A 20,650-nucleotide genomic window follows, 5' to 3' on the forward strand; every position below is an offset into this window, starting at 1 on the left:
TCCTTAATATAATAATAGTAACTAAATTACTAAAAGTAAACAAAAATGCTCAATTATATAAATTTTAAAAATGGAACCTTTAACCAGTTTTAACGTAAGGGTACAATGTAAAGAGAAGTGACTACTTAGTCTACCAAGGAGGTTCACATGCTAGAACTACAGAACATCACAAAACAGTTCGGCGATTTTACAGCCGTCGATGAGCTATCGTTTCAAGTTCCGGAAGGACAGATTTTCGGATTACTTGGCGCGAATGGTGCCGGAAAGACGACGACGTTCCGGATGTTGCTCGGTATCTTACAGCCGACGACAGGATCAATCACCTGGAAAGGAAAAGCCATCCCCCTCTCGCAAATCGGCTATTTACCAGAAGAACGCGGTCTTTATCCAAAGATTCGGGTGGACGAGCAATTAATCTTTTTAGCCGAGCTTCGTGGGATGCGGCGTAAAGAGGCTAAAGCATCTCTAGTGGCGTGGTTGGATTACTTTCAAATTCCTCAATATGAAAAGATGCGTGTCGAACAGCTTTCAAAAGGGAATCAGCAAAAAATTCAATTGATTTCTGCCGTCCTGCACAAGCCGGATCTGTTGATTCTCGATGAACCGTTCAGCGGACTTGACCCTGTCAACGTCGAACAACTTAAAAAAGCGGTCCGGAAACTGACGACGGACGGGACGACGATTGTCTTCTCGAGTCACCGGATGGATCATGTCGAAGAATTATGCGAACATGTCGCGATTTTAGATCACGGAAAACCTGTTGTCGCCGGTTACTTACCAGACATCAAAGCAGGCTACGGAAAAACGCGTGTTTTGTTAGCAACCGATGCCCCACCATTGTTATGGGATGCACTGCCTGGTATTTTACAGGTCGAGACGGAAGGCACCGGCTACACGCTCCAAGTCGAATCGAAAGAAGCCGCCGACGGATTACTTCGCCATTTAATTACAGAAGGTTTCCACGTCGAACGTTTCGTCTGGGATCAACTCTCCCTACAGGACATTTTCATCGAGGAGGTCGGAAAACGTTATGAACCGTAAATTTATGACCCTGTATCGCTTTAGTTTATTACAAAAATTGCGGGCAAAAAGTTTTCTTATCTCAACCGCTTTAATGATTGTTTTTTTGATTGGATTTTCGAATATCGAACGAATCATTGACTGGTTTGCAGGAGACGAACCTAAAATCGCTGTTGTCAGTTCACTGGATGCGGACATCGTTCCTGTTCTAAAAGAAAGTGGGATAAAATCCGAAATCGATCAGAAAGATTATTCATTACAGGAAGCACGAGATGCCGTTAAAGACGGCACATATGAAGTGGTTGCGTTGATGACGAGCGATCCTTACGCTGTCACATTAATTAGTGAGAGTCCGGAACAATCCCTGAAAACTCAACTGTCAACGGCACTAAAACTGGTTCGTGATCAAAAAATCATTTCTGAATCAAATGTTGATCCTGCGATTCTCGCCGCATTGGCTGCTCCTATTACAACAAAACAAGAGTTAACATCCACTGGCGGAAAAAATGAGGACGAACTGTTTGCCGCTTCTGCCCTCGTGTATGTTTTGCTGTTCTTAATGTATTTTACGATTGTAATTTATGGCGGAATGATTGTAACCGAGATTGCCAATGAAAAATCATCACGTGTCATGGAGCTGTTAATCTCTGCTGCCAGTCCGATTCAACATATGCTTGCAAAAATTTTATCCATTGCAACGGTCAGCATCATTCAACTTTCTTTGCTTGTTGGCGTTGGTTACTACAGTGGACAAAAAAGCAGCTTGTTTGACCAACTATCACTCGACTCTTTAAGCATTCAAACAGTTGTCTACTTATTTGTATTCTTCTTACTCGGCTACTTCCTTTATGCAACGTTGCTCGCCGCACTCGGTTCACTCGTCAGTCGGGTCGAAGATGCACAGCAAGTAACGATACCCGTTATCATGCTGATTGTAGCCGCGTTCATGATTTCCATTTTTAGTTTAAACGCTCCAACAAATCAAGCGGTCGTCGTCTTATCATTCATTCCGTTCTTCACCCCGATGTTGATGTTCTTACGGGTCATGCTGACGGACGTCCCGATGTGGCAAATCCTTTTATCCATCGGCTTAATGGGGGTAAGCATCGCCCTTGCCCTGTTCGTCGGAACGAAATTTTATCGAGGCGGTGTGCTGTTCTATGGATCGAACCCGCTCAAGCAACTGCGACGTATTTTAAGTGGTCGTCAGTAGTGGTTTACAAGATGAGACGTTTCCGCTATCGTTAAGTGAGAAAAACTTTAGGAGGAACTACGTTATGCGGTCTCGTTTTTGGGCAGCTATTTTATTCACCACTGCCGCCATCGTCTCGTCCCTTGTCATGTTTACGAAATTTCCACAAGCGAGCGAGACGTGGAAGCTCGTCCTTGCCTATGGTGGCATGACGTTTGTCGTCAGTCTATTTTTCTGGTCGTTCGTCGCTATCCGCATTCAATCATCTCGCCTCTTCGGAAGTTGGATGGGAATCTTCATCGCCGGCACGACGGTGTTACTCGTTTGTATCGCTCGGTTTGTGATCCGTGGAGATTTCATGATGGTCTTCAAATGGCAAGCTATGCTTGGTAGCTTGACGCTCAACTTTGGATACGTCGGATGGGTTCTCGTCATCGCGAACGCAATCATCGGCTTCATCATCGGGCGGACACGTCAAAAAAGCCGAGTCTCTCATCACCAAGTTCCACGACGATCATAAAACAAATGCCGCCACTTCTTCAGGAAGGGGCGGCATTTTTAATGAAAAGACTTCGCATCACTTTCGATGATAGCGCATTCGTTCAATCTGATTACTATACTGAGTGTAACACGTCGTTCGCTCGGTCGTTTCTCCCTCAGTCAAACGATCTAAATACTCGTCGAGTTGAATCATCGAGGGGAGTTTATCCTCGAACATCTCAAACGTCCCCCGCGCTTCTTCCCGACGAAGCTCTCCGGCCTCCATGACCGACTCGACCAGCTCGTGAAAGATTCGCTGTTCCGTCGTACTCATCGTCTGTTCAATTCGCTTCACGTCATCATCATACATCAAGTCAAACATCCGCATCCGTTCTTCGAGTTGTTCTTCGATGACGGATTCATCCTGACCCAGTGTCTGCTCGTACGCTAAACGCATTTCCTCGAGCGGTGTGCTGTCCTGCATGACGAACTTCAACGATTCCCCTGTCCAAATATGCCGCGCCAAATAACTCGAATCGATTTGTAAAACTTCTGCTAACGACTCGATGTAGGCTTTCGTCGGGTAGACCTCACTTAATTCTGTTCGTCGAATGAAATAAGGTGCGACACCCAGGTTATCTGCTAACTGATCAATCGAGATTCCGGCGCGTTCCCGCAAAATCCGAATCCGGTCCCCGTACCCTCGATATGGTGAATGATTCAGCATATGCTCCCTCCTCGCTATGCTCTTATCATACCCTTGAATCCGGTATCGGATACATCGAACTTTCGCCTGACTTTTGAAGCAGGTGTCGTGGGTATCGAACCCAGAGCGGGAAGATGCTTCCGATATAACAAAACGTGACGATTCCAATCCACATCAAGGAAACACCGAACAGGGGACCCATCTTAAGACCCGCCTCGGAAATGATGGCTTGGAACAACAACCAGGCATGAAATACGGAAATCAAGTATGGAATCATCAAGACCGCTCCATATTTCACAAGTAAAAACGTTCGGACACTTTGACGATCAAAACCGAGGGCAAACAGCGTCTTCAATCGTTTTTGTTCTTGTTCAGCCGTCATCTGCATCCAGACGTGGAGGAAACTCGCGTTGATGACGAAGAGCCAGACCGTCAGTAAAATGACGACGAATGAGACAAGACGGACAATCCGAATCCCATCGAGTTCATCTTCTGTTTCATTGATTAATTGATACGGCGCCGCCGCTTCGTTCGTCATCTTCGATTTCGACTGAATTTCCCGGACGATTGACATCCAGTCATCCCAAGCCCCTGTCCCGTAATCCCGATAGGCTGGCGTTTCAAAAACACGAATCCGGGCGAGGGATTGTGCCAGTTCGTTGAAGCGCTGATCACTGATGACAAACAGCGTTTCGATGCGATAGTTATAACCGAAAAAGAGGCGGTGTTTAGCCGGGGTTACTAATCTGTATCCAGCTTGTTCCATCGCCTGTCGCGCTTTTTCCATCGTCGGTGTCTGTTCTTTTAACTGAACGGGACGGGCTGGAATTTGAAGCGCCTCACGGTCGTTCAGCTCGCGTCGTTTCTGTCCCAGCTCGTTTAATAATTGATTGTAGTCGGATAAAGGCAACACGTAACGTGTCCCCTTCTTTTTCAGACGAACTTCCTGCTGATATTTGTCCGGGAACGTCTCTTCCATCGTCTCTTCAATCTTTTGCAAGCGTTCGGACTGCTCTTTCGACTCTTCATAATAGACGAGTCCAAAATGATTTTGTGAAGATAAGTCTAACCCGACTACTTGAAAGATGAAGACGAGCCCGACTGCCGTTAGTGCACATGACGTCAAAATCGTCCCAAGGGCAACGAGGGTGCTATTCGTCCGGAGCTGTGTCGCAATTTCAGAAAGGATGAGTTTACGTAACGACAACGTCCGGGGACGATACAATTTCATCAACGTCGGTAACACATTACGGCAGATGAAAAAGGAACCGATAAAAATGACGAGTGGAAACAACAAAACAAATCCGGTTTGTTGGACGAACGCTAATATATAGCCGTACAACAACAGAAGAATCGCCAGGACGCGCAGCGACATACGAAAGCGGCGTTTCCATGTTGAACGTGTCCGAATGGGGCGATCCGGACGGAATCGATAGATTGCGAGTACTGTCGCCGTTAAGAGAACGAGGAGCGCCCCGGCGATGAGTACCAAAAACGACAGTGCAGAGATTTCAATATCGAGTCGTGGTAAAAACATCACTTTTTCGATTGCCAGCAACATTAGTTTCGTCAAGACGACTCCAAGCAACAACCCCGCCGAAATCGCTAGTCCGCCGACAAGGAGAACCTCAATGAGGAAGTACTTTAAAAAGTGCGAAAATCCGCTCCCGAGCGTCCGCATGACACGTAAATCATTTTTACGGTGTTCAAGCATCGTATACGTCGTCGCATAGATGAACAGGATACTGAAAAACAAAATAATCAGTTCCGCGATAAAAACAAAAATCATCGTCAGTTCGATGACTTGATTCAATTGACTTAAGACTTTTGCGACATTTTGGAACGAAGCACTCGTCACTAAGTTCCAGTAGCTCGTCGAAATCGTCATCGCGATGACAATCGTCAGGGCGTACCCATAGTACAGACGCTGATAGCGTTTAATGTTACGTAGGGCGTATTGTAGATAGTTGATGTTCGTCCCCTCCTAATAACGACAGCGACTCGATGACGCGTTGAAAGAAGACACGACGCGGTTCGTCCCGAAACAACTCGGTTTGAATATTACCATCCTTCAAAAATAAGACATGGTTACAATACGAGGCGACCGTCGGGTCATGGGTGACGATGACCATCGTCATCCCGGCTGCATTTAACTCAGCAAGTAATTCCATTACATGTTTTGTCGCTTGGAAATCGAGTGCACCGGTCGGCTCGTCAGCCAACATCAAACGCGGAGCATGGATTAAAGCACGCCCAATCGCAGCGCGTTGGCGCTGTCCACCGGATACTTCATCCACCTGTTTGTCGAGTAGCTCATCGATTTGAAGCCGTTTTGCGAGATGCAGCATCTCCTCTCGCGCGAGCTTCGTCTTTTTCCCAGACAGCATCAACGGAACGAGCATGTTTTCACCAAGCGTCAACGAATCGAGTAGATTGAACTCTTGAAAAATGATTCCGAGTGTCTCACGCCGAAAGCGCGTCGTTTCTTTTCGCTTGAAGGTCGATGTATCAATGCCCTCCATCAAAATCGAACCCCAGCTCGGTTGATCGAGCGTCGCCAGTAAGTTGATCAGTGTCGACTTGCCACTTCCGGACGGCCCCATCACCGCGACCATCTCGCCTTCCTCGACACGGAAATTCAAATCCGTCAGCGGTTGTTCCGTTACTTTTCCTGCATATACTTTCCCAAGCTGTTTGACTTCAATCATCCGTTCGTCCTCCTACAAGCTTCAATCGACACGTCGTCCCTTGGCCTTCCAGACTATTCAATTCAATTTCATGCCCGAGCTTCGTACAGACCTGCCAGACGAAATAAAGTCCCATTCCGGTCGACTCTCCGTAACGCCGTCCATTTTCACCCGTGAAGAAGGCGTTGAAGACACGCGGCAAGTCACGCTTCGGAATGCCGACTCCATCATCAATCAATGTCAGCACGACTTGTCCGTCGCGTTCCATCGCCCGAATCAGAACTTCTTTACCATGTCCCGTCGTGTATTTGACGGCGTTCGTCAACAGTTGAAGTAACAAAAAGCGGAACCATTTAGCATCTGTATACACGTATAAGGACGGTTCGATTTCAAGCTTCGGATAGACTTTATTTTTGACAAACAGTCGTTTTTCTTGATTGATGATGTCCATGACGAGAACACGGAGATTAAGTTGCTCCGCCTTCAAATCCGTCTCGATTGCTTCGAGGCGTGATGAATACAACATTTGATCAAGACCTGTCCGTAGTCGTTCGACTTCGTGCCGCATATCTGTCCGGTAATCTTCACCCGGATGTTCAAGAATCAGTTCGATGACCGAGAGCGGCGTCTTCATTTGATGAATCCACTGATCGACGTACCGGTGCCGTTCTTTTTCTTTCCGCCGTTCGGCAAACAAACTGTTTCGAAAAATCGTTTGTTGCCGTTCTAAAAATTGTTCGACTGCTGCAGCGATTGGTTCCTCACTGCCGGGGCGAATCGGTTCTGCAACCGAGGTAATCGGATTTTGTAATCGTTTAAGCAGTGGCAACATACTAAAAAAGCGATAGCTTAAATAAATGATGAGCGCGATTGTATCAAGTAAGATGATATAGAAAAACGCTGCGGGTTGATAAAGATCGTATAACCATAAGACGAGAAATAAGCCGACCAGTTGAACGATGAAAAACAGCAGTCCTGGAATCGTATAACGAAAAAACAGTTTCATTTTTCAAGCACCAGGCAATACCCGACTCCCCGGACCGTCTCAAGCCCTGACACGCCGATTTCTGTCAAACGTTTACGAACACGCGTAATATTGACGTTCAATGTATTTTCATCGACGAAGGCTTCATCATCCCAAATTCGTTCGAGCAGGTCTCCCCGGCTGACAATCCGCGGGCTAGCCGTCAGTAACATTTCTAAAATCAAACCCTCTTTTTTCGATAGTTCAATCGATTGATCACCATGTTCGACGATATACCGATCTAAATACAACGTGATGCCCGCCTTCACGACGGTCCGTTCATCATTCTCACTTGATAACGTCCCGTACGCCCGCCGAATCTGACTTTTGATTTTCGCGATGACAACGGCTCCTTGGAACGGTTTAACGATGTAGTCATCCGCCCCATATTCAAGTGCCATGACTTGATCCATTTCTCCGACTCGCGCCGAAATGAACAAAATCGGGGCACGTGTTTTTAAGCGAAGCTGCCGGCACCAATAAAAGCCGTCGAACTTCGGAAGGTTCACATCAAGCAAGATGACATCCGGCTTCGTCTCTTCAAAACGTGCCGCGACATCACCAAATCCATCTTCGTGAATGACACGGAAATCATAACGTTCGAGCAACTCTTGAAGTAACTCCGCGATTTTTTGATCATCTTCCACTAATAAAATTGTTTCCATCGAATGATTCATCTCCTTCGTTATCTATCATACCGAACAAAAAAAGGACTGGAAACGATTATTCGTTTCCAGTCACCGTCGTCACATCACAATCCGCCGGTACGCTCGGACCGTCATGATGTAATACACAAGGTAGACGACCGTATAACAGCCAATCGCAAGGACTGTCGGCATGACGATGTTGTAGTTGAGTAGTTTTTGAAGGACTTGCATCGCAAAGATGCTGTGAATGAGTCCAAGGAGGTACGGTAGGGAGAAGACAAATCCGACGAGGCGACGAATGATACTCACCTGTTCGCCTTGCGCCACCCCAACCTTTTGAATGATCGCAAAACGGTGCTTTGATTCTTCTGCTTCCGCAAGCATCTTGAAGTAGATGATTGAACCTGTCGCGAGCAGGAAGACGAGTCCGAGGAAGCCGGCAGCAAATGCGAGCAGCCCTGTCGTCGCCGTCGTTATCGCGTAGACCGGATAATAGGCCGCCATGTCCGTTTCCGCCTGCTTTCCGTAAAGTGCCTCGAGTTTCTTCATCAACCCGTCATCCGTCCGTTCATCTGAAAATTGATAATTCGTCAGCATCCATGCACGCTCCGGCATCATCGCGAAGGCATCGTCCGAAACGACGAACGCCAATCGTTGTTTCTCATAGAGTTGAGCGATTGGTAAATCCGTTTCACCCGTGATGCGAAAGGACGAATGGATGTCGTTTATCTTGATTCCAACGGGTGACTTGACTCGTTCCTGCAACAAGTCGTTTCCTTTGAATGTCTCGAGGACAATCGCCTCACCTTGTTGCGGCTCAGGTAAAACACGTTTTCCGTTCGCCTTCGCTAGTCTGCGGTAGTCTGAATAATTGATGTAGCTGAATTGTCCTTTTGAACCGTCCATCGCATATGTTCGGTAGTACTTCGTCAAATATAACGGATTTGGTAACTCTTTCATCTGATGGTCGACATTTTTGACGTTGACCATCGTCCGCTGTTCAATGGTTTGATTCGATTCCTTAATCAATTGCTCTGCCTCCGGTCGTTTACTCGCAACCGATAAACTGTATGGCATTTGTTGCTCGACCGTTCGATCGATGAAATAGTAAATCGATGTCGCTGTTCCGACCGTCGTCAGTGTGACTGCCGTGATGACAGTAATCGTTGATAACATGACAGCATTCGACTTGACGCGTGACAGCAATTGACCATGTAAAATCAAATTCGTTCCTTCGAAGTGACGTGCCTGCTTACTGAGAACACGCAACAAGAAAATTGTAAAGTAACTCATCGTCCCGAATGTTCCGACGATGATACAAACTATCAAGAGTGGCGCGACTACAGTAAAGTGATCGAGCAGCGGCTGCCCCGTCAGGTAATAACCGAATCCCATCAATAGAAGAGAAAGGACTGCGAGAATCGGATGGACTTTCGGAATCACTTCGACTTGTTGGTTTGCTTTGAATAGTTCAATCAAGGTGAAGCGATAAATTGTTCGTGCCGATCGCAGAGCAATCAATAAAAAAATGACCAAGAACACGGCAATCGTCTGACCCATTGCAGCGAGGCTGATCGTAAACGTCGCTTCGATATCGATTGCCATGACATGCGCAAGCAGTTGAACAAAGTATTTTGAAGCAACCGTCCCTAGAGCGGTCCCGATGATCAATCCGACCATTCCATATCCCATCGTTTCAATAAAGATCAGTTGAGCGATTTGTTTTCGCTCGAGTCCAAGTAACGCATATAAACCAAGTTCTTGTTTACGACGTCGTAAGAAAAAGTCACCCGAATACCAAATGAAAATCGTCGAGAACACGGCCAAGATGATACTCGATCCCGTAAAGACCGTCCCGAGCTTACCGTACATCTCATTTGCGTTCAGCATCGCTTCGTTCGAACGAATCGCTAAAAACGTGTAATAAATCAAAATTGCGAATGTGACGGCACCTAGATACATCATATTGTGCCGAATGTTCTTTAAATTACGAAAAGCTAATTTAGACAAACTCACGTGCTGCACCCCCGAGTTCGCGTTGGACTTCCATGATTTGTTCGAAAAATTCCTTTTGCGTCCCAAACCGATGGATTTCTCGGAACAGCTCTCCATCTTTGACAAAGACAATGCGTTCCGCGTATGACGCCGTGACAGAATCATGGGTCACCATCAAAATCGTTGCCCCTTGTTCATTCAGCGTCTCGAGGGCTTCGAGTAACCCTGTCGCTGACTTTGAATCGAGTGCTCCCGTTGGCTCATCAGCTAAGAGGAGTGATGGTTGGTGGATGATTGCACGTGCTGCTGCGACGCGTTGTTTTTGACCACCTGAAAGTTCGACCGGACGTTTCTTCAACAAATCTTCGACTCCAAGTTGCCGCGCCACTTGTTCAACACGCAACACAATCATCGCTTTCTCGACACGTGCCAGCGCAAGCGGAAGGGCAATGTTTTCTTCGACCGTCATCGTGTCGAGTAAGTTAAAGTCTTGGAAGATGAAACCCAGTCGTTCCCGACGAAACCGTGCCAATTGTTTTTCAGTCATGCTCGTGACATCTTCACCATTAATCGAAATCATACCTTCACTCGGTTGATCAATCGTCGATAAAAGATTCAACAGTGTTGATTTACCAGCTCCTGAAGGACCCATGATGCTGACAAACTCCGCTTCATGTACCGTCAATGATGTCGGTTTTAGTGCTTCATGCCGCGCCATCTTCGTTTGGTATACCTTCGTGATATTTTCTGCATTCAAAATTGCTTTCATATTCTGTTCCTCCTGAAGTCGATTCGTTACCTTCAGTCTACCGAGCAATCGTACTTCAAGGGATGGAGTTGACTTTCAATTCACTTACAAAACAGTAAGGTTTGGGTGGAGAACAAAAAACTCCCTCATCTCGTAAGATGAGGGAGTCGTGTAGACAAACTCTTATGAAGCGTGAATATGCTATATCGAGACGGATTGGGTTCTAAACCGTCTGCATGCCTTGATTTCCCTCACGGTATTACCTAAAAAGCGTCACGTTTCGTTGACTCCTACGGGGAAAAGTGCGTTTATAACGCACTTTCAGAGGCAGGCAAGACCCTGCTCATTGGCCGCTAGGATCCAAGGAGCAACGGCTTGCGCCTCGCCCGAGGAAAGCAACGAAAAAAGACGCTTGCTCTCCCGATAGCACGTTGTCTACAGTCTGAAACTCCCTCATCTCGTAAGATGAGGGAGTTTCAGGAGAAGCGCAAAATTTCGCGCGTAATCAGATTATTTATGTGTTGCCTTGAACAATTCTGTTTCGCCTGCCACTACTGAAGTACCTTCAGCAGGAACAGCAGAAAGTGTGAATTGGTCGTGGTTCGTGACGATGATTGGTGTAACCGTCGATGGTGCATTCGCACGGATGTAATCTAAATCGAACTCAACGAGGACATCGCCCGCTTTGACTTTATCACCAGATTGAACATGTGCTGTGAAACCTTCACCTTTAAGGTTAACTGTATCTAAACCAACGTGAATTAATAGTTCGAGACCATCTTCACCTTTAAGACCGATTGCATGTTTTGTTGGGAAAATCGTTTCGACTGTTGCGTTAATCGGTGCGACCACTTTACCTTCAGTCGGTTCGATTGCGACTCCGTCTCCCATCATTTTTTGTGAGAAGACTTGATCGGGTACGTTCTCGATGCTGACGATTTTACCTGTAAGTGCAGAAGTGATTTTTGCGTTTCCTGCTTCGTTGCCACCAAACAATTTTTTAAAGAATCCCATGATACTATCCCTCTACTTTCTTGATCGTTTTTCTTCATTGAAGAAGATTCGATTTTTTTATAGGAGCGTGTTTATGAACGACTCGCTCACGTTCTCACAAAAAGCATACGTTTGTCCCTCTAGTTTTGCAAGTATTTTTGTGTGATAATAGTTAGAAATCAAAAGGAGGCGCTTACATGTTACCATTTTCAGAACTTACATATGTCCGTCCTGATCTGAATGTTTTAGAAACCACCATGCAAAACGCAATTTCTCGTTTAAAAGAAGCCACACAAGTCGAACAGGCAAACGCAGCCATCACTGAGATTAATACCCTTAGAAACCAATTCGAAACAGCGAGCCAAATCGTCGAGATTCGTCATACGATTGATACGCGCGACGCATTTTACGAAACGGAACAAGGTTTTTTTGATGAAGCAGGCCCCGTCTATCAGGGCTACGTCTCGAGTTACTATCATGTGTTGACGGCGCATGCGCTCCGTGAACAGCTCGAAACGACTTGGGGCAAACAACTCTTCCTCTTAGCAGAAGCCAGCTTAAAAACTTTTTCAGAAGCAATCATTCCGAAGCTTCAAGAAGAAAATCGTCTCTCGAGTGAATACACGAAGTTGATGTCTTCAGCAGAAATCGAATTTGATGGCAAAACGTTGAACTTGTCTCAGTTCGGTCCTTACTTGCAGTCACCTGACCGCGCGGTTCGTAAAGCGGCTTCAGAAGCCCGCTACGGTTATTTAAAAGAACACGGAGAAGCAATCGATACGATTTACGACAAACTCGTCCATGTCCGGACTGAAATCGCAACGACACTCGGCTTCCCATCATTTGTCGAACTCGGTTATGCCCGGATGCTTCGCGTCGACTATAACCAGTCGATGGTCGAGGATTACCGCCAGCAAATCCTTGACACGATCGTTCCGATTGCGACGTCACTAAAAGAACGTCAACAACGCCGGATTGGTGTCGATTCACTCTACTACTACGATGAAGGATTCGCTTTCAAATCAGGAAACGCGACACCGCAAGGCGAGGAAGCTTTCATCATCGAAGGCGGAAAGAAAATGTACCGCGAGATGTCGCCTGAGACAAATGAATTCTTCGATTACATGATCGAGCGTGGTGCCCTTGATTTGACGGCGAAGCCAGGTAAAGCAGGCGGTGGGTATTGTACCTACATCGCTGACGAAAAACTGCCGTTCATCTTCTCGAACTTCAACGGGACGTCGGGAGATATCGACGTCTTGACGCATGAAGTCGGTCATGCTTTCCAAGTTTATGAGAGCCGTCACTTCACGACACCGGAGTACGGGTTCCCGACATATGAGGCATGCGAAATCCATTCGATGTCGATGGAATACTTCGCGTACCCATGGATGGAAGAATTCTTCGGTGAAGAAACATCGAAGTATAAATTCAGTCACTTGGCTGGCGGTGTTACCTTCTTACCATATGGAGTCGCAGTCGACGAGTTCCAACACGTCATCTACAGCAAACCGGAGCTCACACCGGCTGAACGTCGTCAAGCGTGGCGGACGATCGAGAAGAAATACCTCCCGCATCGCAACTACGAGGAGAATGACTACCTCGATTCAGGTGCTTGGTGGCATCAGCAAGGACATGTCTTCGGCAGCCCGTTCTATTACATTGATTACACACTCGCTCAAGTCTGCGCCTTCCAGTTCTATGCGTGGATGGAGAAGGACCGCGAAGCCGCTTGGAAATCGTACCTCGCGCTCTGTAAAGCAGGTGGATCAGAAAGTTTCCTTGCACTTGTCGAACGCGCCGGCTTGAAGTCACCTTTCGCTGACGGAACAGTCGACGAAGCGGTCGCACCAATCAAAGCCTATCTCGAACAAGCAGACGACTTAGCACTCGATCGTGTCTAACTAAAACATGCCTGGCAGCAACAGGAATCACTCGTTCGCAAGTGTGCTGTCCTCAAGCAAAAAACATAAGCCCCGTTTTCCTGTCAGTTCAATGGACAGGAAAACGGAGCTTTTTTTGTGCACGCGTAGTTTACGTTAATCCCAGCCGAAACGAACGAAGTACCCACTCTCCGCTTCGGTTGTCTCATGAAGATTTCAATGTTTCCTGATGCTGCATGAACCAAACTTCAAATTCATCTGCCGGAATCGGACGGGAATAGTAGAACCCTTGTCCATATTCACAGTCGAGCTTTCGTAAACTCTCGCTTTGTTCCAACTGTTCAATTCCCTCTGCGACTACGTCGTACTTCAACGTATGCGCAAGCTTGATGATTGTCTCGATCAATGGTGCATTCGAACATGCATCTTCCCCGCTAATGAAGGAGCGGTCGATTTTCAGACGTTGGATCGGAAGGCGACTTAAATAAGACAAAGAAGAATAGCCGGTTCCAAAATCATCGATTGCCAATTGATAACCCATTGCATGTAGCGACTCGAGGGCATCAAAGACGCGTTTATCGGAAAAGACACCAAACGATTCCGTGATTTCTAACTCCATCCGCCGTTCAATTCCCGGATGTTCATTTCTGATATCCGCCAAATAGTCGACGATGCGACCGGAAGCAAGTTCTTTCACTGATAAGTTAGCTGAAACACCAAGCATCGCAAGTGGCGTCTGCTCCCAGCGTCTAATTTGGTTGACCGTTTCCTGAACGACCCACATGCCGACTTCTTCAATCAGCATCGAGCGCTCGGCAATCGGAATGAAGACGGCCGGGCTAATCATGCCTCGTTCAGGATGGAACCAACGGAGTAACGCTTCACAGCCTTCGACCTGTCCTGTCTTTAAGTTAATTTGTGGCTGATAAAATAATTGAAGCTCATTTTTGACGATCGCTTCGCGCAACTCTGCTTCGAGAACGACCGATTCACGGTACTCTTCACTCATCCATGATTCGAACCAAACCGGCTCCCCTGCTTGATCTCGTTTCGCATGTTGCATCGCGATATCAACAGATGACAAGAGCGAGGTCACGGCAACTGCATCGTTCGGATAACGGACCATACTCATACTGATGCTGACATGGATTTCTTCACCTTCGACATAATACGGAAGTTCCATGACTCGTTTTAATTCGTGGTAATCGACGATGCCTTGCTGCGAAATCAAGACAGCAAATTCATCTCCACCGATTCGTGCCGGTGAACCTGTCCCGATGAAGTGACGGCGTAAACGGTTCGCTACTTCTTTTAGAATCAAATCACCCGCGCTATGCCCATACGCATCATTGATGCGTCTAAACTGGCGTACACTGACTGTGACGAGTTCGCCGGGCTGTAACCCTGCCAATGCTTCCGTCATCTTTTGTTCGAAACCATTTCGATTCAATAGCGTTGTCAAGACGTCATACAGTGCCAGTTGCGTAATCCGCTCTTCTCGTCTGTATTGATCCGTTTCATCGTGACACGTTAAATAAAGTGCAATCCCGTTCTCGCTTTTCGTCGGCACATAAATGATGTTGACGAACATATTCCGAATGTCCGCTTCGAAAATCATCTTACAACGAATCGTTTGACTATGCCCTTCGATTGCCCCATTTAAGGCACGACGCACCCGGTTCAAATCAGCCGGGTGAATCAGTTCTTCAATCGTCACGAACTCTGTCGTCTCGACGAGCTTCTGGAACTGGTCATTCCCATGCAATAACTTGAAGTCTGCTGCTAAGGCAATGATTGGATCTGTATTTTGTGAAAACAGGGATTCGATTTCTGCTTTTCTCTGTTTGATTTCGAGCGTTTTTTGGTCATTGTAATCCAGTAGTCCTGAGATAATCGCCGTCATCGTCCGAAAAGCATGGACGACAGGTTGAAAATCATTGCGTTCCGGCACTTGATAAAACGATTGTTGCTGTCCTTCAGCAAATACGTTTGCTTCTTCCTGTAACATGACTAAGTCTTTTCGGAAAGCACGTAACAGCGAGAGCGTCAGTAAGAGTAAAGCGAAAATGATGAAGCACGTCGCAACGAACATCAACCACGCATTTCGAATGACATCATTTCCCCGGTCCGTCATTTCCGTTTGTACGTCTGAAATTGCTCGATTAAACAAACGGTACATGCTGCCTTGATAGCGATCTGAAATACGTTCTAACGTTTCGTATTCGCGAAGTGCGGGTTCACTCAACGTCGTATCGATCACACCAAAATATGCCGCCATCTCACTTTTCATCGTATTAATATCAAGTCTCGACGCTCCGTCTTCAGCATCAATCGTTGCCGAAAGCGTTTTCGTCACCGTATCATTTCTCACTGCCAAATCTTGACGTATTTGCCGTATTCTTGATAACTCGTATGCATCCAATTGTTTGTCTTGATCTGCACTAAGCAGGCTCTGTCCTGCTTTTCCGAAATCCCGTTCCATTAAGAACAGGTTAGAAAACAAGGAATAATATTTCCCGGTATCTTGACTGAGCGATAGCTGATTAAATAAAATTTCACTTTTATAATTTGCTACGGCCGTAAAAAATCGATTGCTCGCGACATAACCGTTTTTTCGAACCTCGTCGATTTCGGTTAGTACGTCCTCTTTCAAAGAACTTGTCGTCGGCATTGTCTCTAAACGTTTGCTCAGCGCCACGAGCTCGTCATCGACCTTTTTCGACCACTCGATTCGTTCCGTCAACGAGTCATCGACCCGTGAACTCAATGATAAGTAATAATAGTATGTAAGATCGCGTTCCGCCTGATTGACTTGTTCAAATACATCCATCACGCCGCTCGCACGTTTATAACTGTAACCTTCTTCTACATTTTTTAAGAGTTGCTGCGTCGCAATTAACACGGCTAACAACCCGATAATCGAAATCATCCATGAGAACGTTTTATAGTAGGAGCGTTTCCGAAATGCTTCTACGATGAAGACTGGTGGTAAAAGTCGCAACACATCGTCCTCCCTAAATTGTCATTATGTCTATATATCGTCTAAAAGAAGCGATTCGTGAAGCGGAAAGAGGTCAATAAAAACGCTTTCGCCCGTTTATTTTCGGGACAAAAGCGTTTTTGATCCATTCTTCAATATTGGACATTCTCTCGCTCTACCTTTTTAGCGAAATAGTCGATGATGTCGCGTCGACGAATGATTCCAATGAAGTGTTTGCCGTCATCAATGACGGGCACGAAGTTTTGATCAGTGATGACCTCAATCATTTCTTCCATTTGTGCTGTGATCGAAACGGGTTTATAACGAACACGTTGTTTAATGTCTGTCAGACGTGTTTGAAGTACATGATCATAATCCGCATGTTCCAGGTTTTTTTCAAGTGCCCAAAGCACATCACCTTCCGTGAGCGTTCCTGCATATTTTCCTTTATCATCAACGAGCGGGACTGACGTGAACCGATGATGTTTCATCTTTTCAAGTGCTTGCCTGACCGTCGACTCAGGATCTAAGTATTTCACTTCATCTTTTGGCAATAAGAAAAAAGCAATATTCATTTCTAAGTTCCTCCCTAGTCACTCTGTGACATCCACTTTATTTTATCATGAACTTCCGTTCGATTCATTTCTCAAATCATGAAAATCTCACCATAATTCCTTCATATTTAACATTACCCGTCCGATAATCAGAATAGACAGATTTTATAGATTATTTAGATAGGAGAATTACATATGCGCCTTCCCATCACACGCCGTCTTTTCATCGGTCTCATTCTATTACCTGCGCTTACGTTAGGTGTCTCAACCTGGTTCTCATACAACCAGACAAGTCAAACTGTTGAAAATCTTGTCGATTCAACGTCTCAAACGGCATTAAAGCAACTCGAGCAATCCTTCTCGCGGATCATCGACGATACAAAAAAAGATACGTCTTTACTCGCCGGACTCCCGTTCACGCGGGCGAGTGGCTCACTGCCGAACTATACTGATCCAAAAGACCTTCCTGATCTGACGGACGAACCGTCTCAAAAAGCAAAAGACATTTACAGCGTCCTCGAAAAATACGGTTCATCGAAAATCGAAAATTCTTTTCTCCAATACGCTGATACGTCAGGCGGCTACTTGAACTGGCCGAAGCAAGACGTCCCTGCCGGCTATGATCCACGAAGCGACCTTTGGTATAAACAAGCACTTGAAAATTCAAGTACGGTCGCCATGAGCGAACCGTATTATGACGAAGCGACGAAACTATCCATCATCAGTTTCTCAAAAGCGACACTTGATGATCAAGCAAACATCAAGGGTGTCTTGTCCGTCTATAAAAGCATCAACCGCCTCTCAGAAGACATGAAGCGAATCGAAATCGGACAGGAAGGTTTCGTATTCAGCTATACAAAAGACGGAAAAGTCGTCACGCACCCGAATAAAAATTACTTCTTTAAAAGTCTCGACCAACTCCGTGAAGAAGGAAAGTCTTATTTCAGTGCACCGAAACAGATGATTGACCAAGAATCCGGTTCCGCCATCATGGATGTTGCGGGGAAAAAATCAGTCGTCATCTGGCAACTCTCTTCTAAAACAGGTTTCAAGCTAGCAGTCGTACTAGATTATGCGTCTCTGTATGCTCCTAAAGATGCCATGCTCGAACAGTCGCTCATCAACTTTGTCGTCGCGATTGCGCTAGCGACATTGATTGCCTGGTTAATTGGACGCTCAATCAACCGTCCCCTCTCGACACTTCGGACGGAAGCCCTCGCGATCGCAAGCGGTGATTTACGGACGACAAAACGTCCAAAACGCTTTATTCGCGATGAACTTTCTGACCTCAATGAGAATTTCGATGCGATGCGTCAAAAGTTGCGTCAAACGATTACGGCCATGACACAATCAGCCGGAACCGTTCGTGATGCGTCACAGGACTTATCAGCAAATGCGACCCACGTCCAAAATGCGTCACAACAAATCGGTCAAACGATGGAAGAAATTGCAGCCGCCGGTGAAACGCAAACGAAACAGGCGGAACGATCTTCGCATGCCGTTTACGGTGTCAAGGAACGCTCCGTCGCGATGCAACAAGCGGCCGCTACGACGTTGTCTGAAGTCGCATCCGTCGCCGATGCCGCAACGCGCGGTAGCTCACTGACGAAACAAACGATTACCGACTTACTACAACACTCCGATTCACTCGAACAGGAAATTCAGAACACGTCCGAATTCCTCGGTAAACGTTCAGGCGAAATCGGAAAGATTCTCGGGACGCTTCAAGCAATTTCAAGCCAGACGAATCTCCTGGCTTTGAATGCCGCCATCGAAGCGGCGCGTGTCGGTGAACAAGGTCGAGGTTTTGCCGTCGTCGCAAGTGAAGTCCGGAAGCTTGCAGAGGAAAGCGATCATTCTGCAAAACAAATTAAACAGCTCCTCGATAACATTCAAAAAGAGACGCACACTGCGATGAGTGCGATGAACCATGTTATGGATGATTTGAAAATTTCCCTTGAGTCCGTCAAAACGACAGGCGTCGACTTCGAACAGATCGCCGGTTCCGTCCATCATGTCTCACAACGGACTGAATCGCTAACCGGTGATATCAGCGCTTTGACGACTGCGACAGAAGAAGTGTCTGACGCGATGGGAACCATTCTCGCGTTGACAGAAGAGAACGCAGCCGGTATCGAAACGAGTGCCGCAAGTATCCAGGAAACGAATGCGACAATCGAAGCCGTCACGACGGCAGCGACGCACTTGGCTCATATCGCAAGTGAACTTCATCAATTGACGTTCGACTTCCAATTAGACGATACACTGCCACCTGAAGAAAGAACCGAAGCTGACGAACTGCCTCATGCCGATGCGTCTGATGAAGTTGCGGACGAAGCAGCCGTGACCGAATTGGAACAGACAAGCGATAGCGACTTGTTTGAACTTGATGCTGAAGAAGTGCTCGATGATTCGACTAATCAGCAGGAATCAGACAATCGTTGATAAGCCTTATTAAAAAAGGAACCTGCCACGCGCAGGTTCCTTCTTTTCGTTCCTCCCTATACAATTTCTTGTACACCCCTTAGACTAGACTTAATGATTTCTACCGAGAGGAGTAGACCCATGAAGCCGCTACAAACAGACGATTTAATCCAGATTGCTGAAAGTATTTATGGGACGACCGGTTTTTTTGTATCGTACCAATCACATGAAAACGATTCACTTCATGTACGACCAACCGCGCCTGTCCATCCCGATCAATTGACGCTTGAAGCCGAGTGGCCGACTGCTGAATCGGTCCCACTCCTCTACACGCTAAAAGATGGAACGGCGTATTTATTCATTGCCGTCGCAGATCAAGGGCAATACCGAATTGGTCCCGTCCTGTTACAATCCGCCTTGTTTCGCGCGCATATTCAGGATGAGTCTTATCACCAATTTTATAAATCGTTACCTCGGACGACTGAAAATCGATTAATCGACTGCGCTCACCTCGTCTATCGGTTATTGAACGGACGACAGCTCCCGTCCCGCGCAATCCGGACGGAGTCTGAAATCGTCGAAGAAGAAATCCCGCTCGTCGCAGACGTACCTGCCCATACAGGAACGACAGCCTACCGCAAAGCTTGGCAACGCGAACAGCAAATCATCGACTGGATTTCCTCCGGTCAAAGCGAGCGATTGGCGACGACTTATTCCTTACCTGCTTATGGTGAATTCGGCTCGCTCGCACGCCATCAACCACTTCGGGCAGAAAAGAATCTCCTACTTGGAACGGTCCTGCTCAGCGCACGTGCTGCCATTATCGGTGGACTTGAACCGGACGAAGCCTTCTCACTCAGCGACCGGATGATTGATTCGATTGAAGCAGCAAACAGTATCTCTGAACTTCGTAATCGTCACGTCCGGATTACTGTCAGTTTTGCAGAAGCCGTCAAGCAAATCCAAGAGTTACGACACTCGCCACACGTCTTAGCTGCCATCCGTTACATTCAACAGCATCTTTACGATCCGTTGTCCGTCTCTTCAATCAGTCATGCGATTCACGTCTCCTCCAATTACCTATCCGTCCTGTTCAAGGACGAAACTGGTCTACCGCTTGCCCGGTATGTCATCCGGGAGCGAATCCGGGAGGCGAAACGCTTGCTCCGTTCGTCTGATGATTCGTTGCTGACGATATCAAACAAACTGCATTTTTCGAGCCAAAGTCACTTCAGTCAAGCGTTTAAACAGACGACTGGTGAGACACCCACCCATTATCGACAACGGCACTACCTGTAAAACGCAGCTGACGATTTA

General features: G+C 46.6%; 16 protein-coding genes. 6 read left to right on the forward strand and 10 right to left on the reverse strand.

What is annotated here, in order from left to right; translation table 11 throughout:
* The first annotated feature begins 147 nt into the window (after positions 1-147).
* The 3 genes from KNP96_RS03845 (at position 148) to KNP96_RS03855 (ending at position 2,732) form a co-directional block, all read left to right on the forward strand.
* Positions 148-1,041, forward strand: a complete 894-nt coding sequence (locus KNP96_RS03845; protein ID WP_088837816.1) for an ABC transporter ATP-binding protein — start codon at positions 148-150, stop codon at positions 1,039-1,041.
* Positions 1,031-2,233 carry an ABC transporter permease gene (locus KNP96_RS03850; protein WP_088837817.1) on the forward strand — a complete coding sequence of 401 codons (1,203 nt, stop codon included), beginning with the start codon at positions 1,031-1,033 and terminating at the stop codon, positions 2,231-2,233. Before KNP96_RS03845 ends, KNP96_RS03850 begins: the two co-directional genes overlap by 11 nt.
* Positions 2,234-2,297: 64 nt before the next feature.
* Positions 2,298-2,732 (forward strand): hypothetical protein, encoded by a 435-nt coding sequence (locus KNP96_RS03855; RefSeq protein WP_214768870.1) that lies wholly within the window; start codon positions 2,298-2,300, stop codon positions 2,730-2,732.
* Positions 2,733-2,789: 57 nt separating this feature from the next.
* On the opposite strand, the gene KNP96_RS03860 is transcribed toward KNP96_RS03855, so the two are convergent.
* The 8 genes from KNP96_RS03860 to KNP96_RS03895 form a co-directional block, all read right to left on the reverse strand.
* The gene (locus KNP96_RS03860; RefSeq protein WP_214767127.1) at positions 2,790-3,419 is read right to left on the reverse strand and encodes a helix-turn-helix domain-containing protein; all 630 of its coding nucleotides are present in this window, start codon (positions 3,417-3,419) and stop codon (positions 2,790-2,792) included.
* 25 nt (positions 3,420-3,444) lie between these two features.
* The gene (locus KNP96_RS03865) at positions 3,445-5,286 is read right to left on the reverse strand and encodes an FtsX-like permease family protein (RefSeq protein WP_251135711.1); all 1,842 of its coding nucleotides are present in this window, start codon (positions 5,284-5,286) and stop codon (positions 3,445-3,447) included.
* A gap of 55 nt (positions 5,287-5,341) precedes the next feature.
* Complete coding sequence (locus KNP96_RS03870; protein ID WP_088837820.1) at positions 5,342-6,106, reverse strand: ABC transporter ATP-binding protein; 765 nt, start codon at positions 6,104-6,106, stop codon at positions 5,342-5,344.
* Complete coding sequence (locus KNP96_RS03875) at positions 6,099-7,091, reverse strand: sensor histidine kinase (protein ID WP_214768872.1); 993 nt, start codon at positions 7,089-7,091, stop codon at positions 6,099-6,101. Before KNP96_RS03875 ends, KNP96_RS03870 begins: the two co-directional genes overlap by 8 nt.
* Complete coding sequence (locus KNP96_RS03880) at positions 7,088-7,774, reverse strand: response regulator transcription factor (RefSeq protein WP_214767123.1); 687 nt, start codon at positions 7,772-7,774, stop codon at positions 7,088-7,090. Before KNP96_RS03880 ends, KNP96_RS03875 begins: the two co-directional genes overlap by 4 nt.
* An 81-nt stretch (positions 7,775-7,855) precedes the next feature.
* Positions 7,856-9,772, reverse strand: a complete 1,917-nt coding sequence (locus KNP96_RS03885; protein ID WP_214768874.1) for an ABC transporter permease — start codon at positions 9,770-9,772, stop codon at positions 7,856-7,858.
* The gene (locus KNP96_RS03890; protein WP_214767119.1) at positions 9,759-10,520 is read right to left on the reverse strand and encodes an ABC transporter ATP-binding protein; all 762 of its coding nucleotides are present in this window, start codon (positions 10,518-10,520) and stop codon (positions 9,759-9,761) included. Before KNP96_RS03890 ends, KNP96_RS03885 begins: the two co-directional genes overlap by 14 nt.
* A 489-nt stretch (positions 10,521-11,009) precedes the next feature.
* A complete protein-coding gene (locus KNP96_RS03895; RefSeq protein ID WP_088837825.1) occupies positions 11,010-11,513 on the reverse strand; it encodes a PTS sugar transporter subunit IIA in 504 nt (167 codons plus the stop codon).
* 176 nt (positions 11,514-11,689) lie between these two features.
* Between KNP96_RS03895 and KNP96_RS03900 the strand changes: the two genes are divergently transcribed.
* Positions 11,690-13,396, forward strand: coding sequence for a M3 family oligoendopeptidase (locus KNP96_RS03900; protein ID WP_214768877.1), 1,707 nt, complete (start codon positions 11,690-11,692; stop codon positions 13,394-13,396).
* 184 nt (positions 13,397-13,580) lie between these two features.
* Here the strand turns inward: KNP96_RS03900 and KNP96_RS03905 are convergent, their stop codons facing one another.
* Together KNP96_RS03905 and KNP96_RS03910 are read right to left on the reverse strand one after the other, a co-directional pair.
* On the reverse strand, positions 13,581-16,379 hold the full coding sequence (locus tag KNP96_RS03905; protein ID WP_214767115.1) for a putative bifunctional diguanylate cyclase/phosphodiesterase: 2,799 nt from the start codon (positions 16,377-16,379) through the stop codon (positions 13,581-13,583).
* Positions 16,380-16,507: 128 nt separating this feature from the next.
* Positions 16,508-16,930 carry a CBS domain-containing protein gene (locus KNP96_RS03910; RefSeq protein ID WP_029331512.1) on the reverse strand — a complete coding sequence of 141 codons (423 nt, stop codon included), beginning with the start codon at positions 16,928-16,930 and terminating at the stop codon, positions 16,508-16,510.
* Between the two features lie 174 nt (positions 16,931-17,104).
* Here KNP96_RS03910 and KNP96_RS03915 point away from each other — a divergent pair, with 174 nt between their 5' ends.
* Together KNP96_RS03915 and KNP96_RS03920 are read left to right on the forward strand one after the other, a co-directional pair.
* Positions 17,105-19,354: a methyl-accepting chemotaxis protein gene (locus KNP96_RS03915; protein WP_214768880.1), complete on the forward strand. Its 2,250-nt coding sequence runs from the start codon at positions 17,105-17,107 to the stop codon at positions 19,352-19,354.
* Positions 19,355-19,474: 120 nt separating this feature from the next.
* A complete protein-coding gene (locus KNP96_RS03920; RefSeq protein WP_214768883.1) occupies positions 19,475-20,632 on the forward strand; it encodes a helix-turn-helix domain-containing protein in 1,158 nt (385 codons plus the stop codon).
* Positions 20,633-20,650: the final 18 nt, after the last annotated feature.

The organism is Exiguobacterium sp. s133 (assembly GCF_018618595.1).
In the GTDB taxonomy this organism is placed as follows: domain Bacteria; phylum Bacillota; class Bacilli; order Exiguobacteriales; family Exiguobacteriaceae; genus Exiguobacterium_A; species Exiguobacterium_A oxidotolerans.

Bases quoted from the DNA above. Each gene is read 5' to 3' on its own strand.
- KNP96_RS03910 (WP_029331512.1), bottom strand. From the start codon at position 16,930: ATGAATATTGCTTTTTTCTTATTGCCAAAAGATGAAGTGAAATACTTA.
- KNP96_RS03875 (WP_214768872.1), bottom strand. From the start codon at position 7,091: ATGAAACTGTTTTTTCGTTATACGATTCCAGGACTGCTGTTTTTCATC.
- KNP96_RS03890 (WP_214767119.1), bottom strand. From the start codon at position 10,520: ATGAAAGCAATTTTGAATGCAGAAAATATCACGAAGGTATACCAAACG.
- KNP96_RS03850 (WP_088837817.1), top strand. From the start codon at position 1,031: ATGAACCGTAAATTTATGACCCTGTATCGCTTTAGTTTATTACAAAAA.
- KNP96_RS03845 (WP_088837816.1), top strand. From the start codon at position 148: ATGCTAGAACTACAGAACATCACAAAACAGTTCGGCGATTTTACAGCC.
- KNP96_RS03900 (WP_214768877.1), top strand. From the start codon at position 11,690: ATGTTACCATTTTCAGAACTTACATATGTCCGTCCTGATCTGAATGTT.
- KNP96_RS03895 (WP_088837825.1), bottom strand. From the start codon at position 11,513: ATGGGATTCTTTAAAAAATTGTTTGGTGGCAACGAAGCAGGAAACGCA.
- KNP96_RS03865 (WP_251135711.1), bottom strand. From the start codon at position 5,286: ATGACGATTTCGACGAGCTACTGGAACTTAGTGACGAGTGCTTCGTTC.
- KNP96_RS03860 (WP_214767127.1), bottom strand. From the start codon at position 3,419: ATGCTGAATCATTCACCATATCGAGGGTACGGGGACCGGATTCGGATT.
- KNP96_RS03915 (WP_214768880.1), top strand. From the start codon at position 17,105: ATGCGCCTTCCCATCACACGCCGTCTTTTCATCGGTCTCATTCTATTA.
- KNP96_RS03920 (WP_214768883.1), top strand. From the start codon at position 19,475: ATGAAGCCGCTACAAACAGACGATTTAATCCAGATTGCTGAAAGTATT.
- KNP96_RS03870 (WP_088837820.1), bottom strand. From the start codon at position 6,106: ATGATTGAAGTCAAACAGCTTGGGAAAGTATATGCAGGAAAAGTAACG.
- KNP96_RS03855 (WP_214768870.1), top strand. From the start codon at position 2,298: ATGCGGTCTCGTTTTTGGGCAGCTATTTTATTCACCACTGCCGCCATC.
- KNP96_RS03880 (WP_214767123.1), bottom strand. From the start codon at position 7,774: ATGGAAACAATTTTATTAGTGGAAGATGATCAAAAAATCGCGGAGTTA.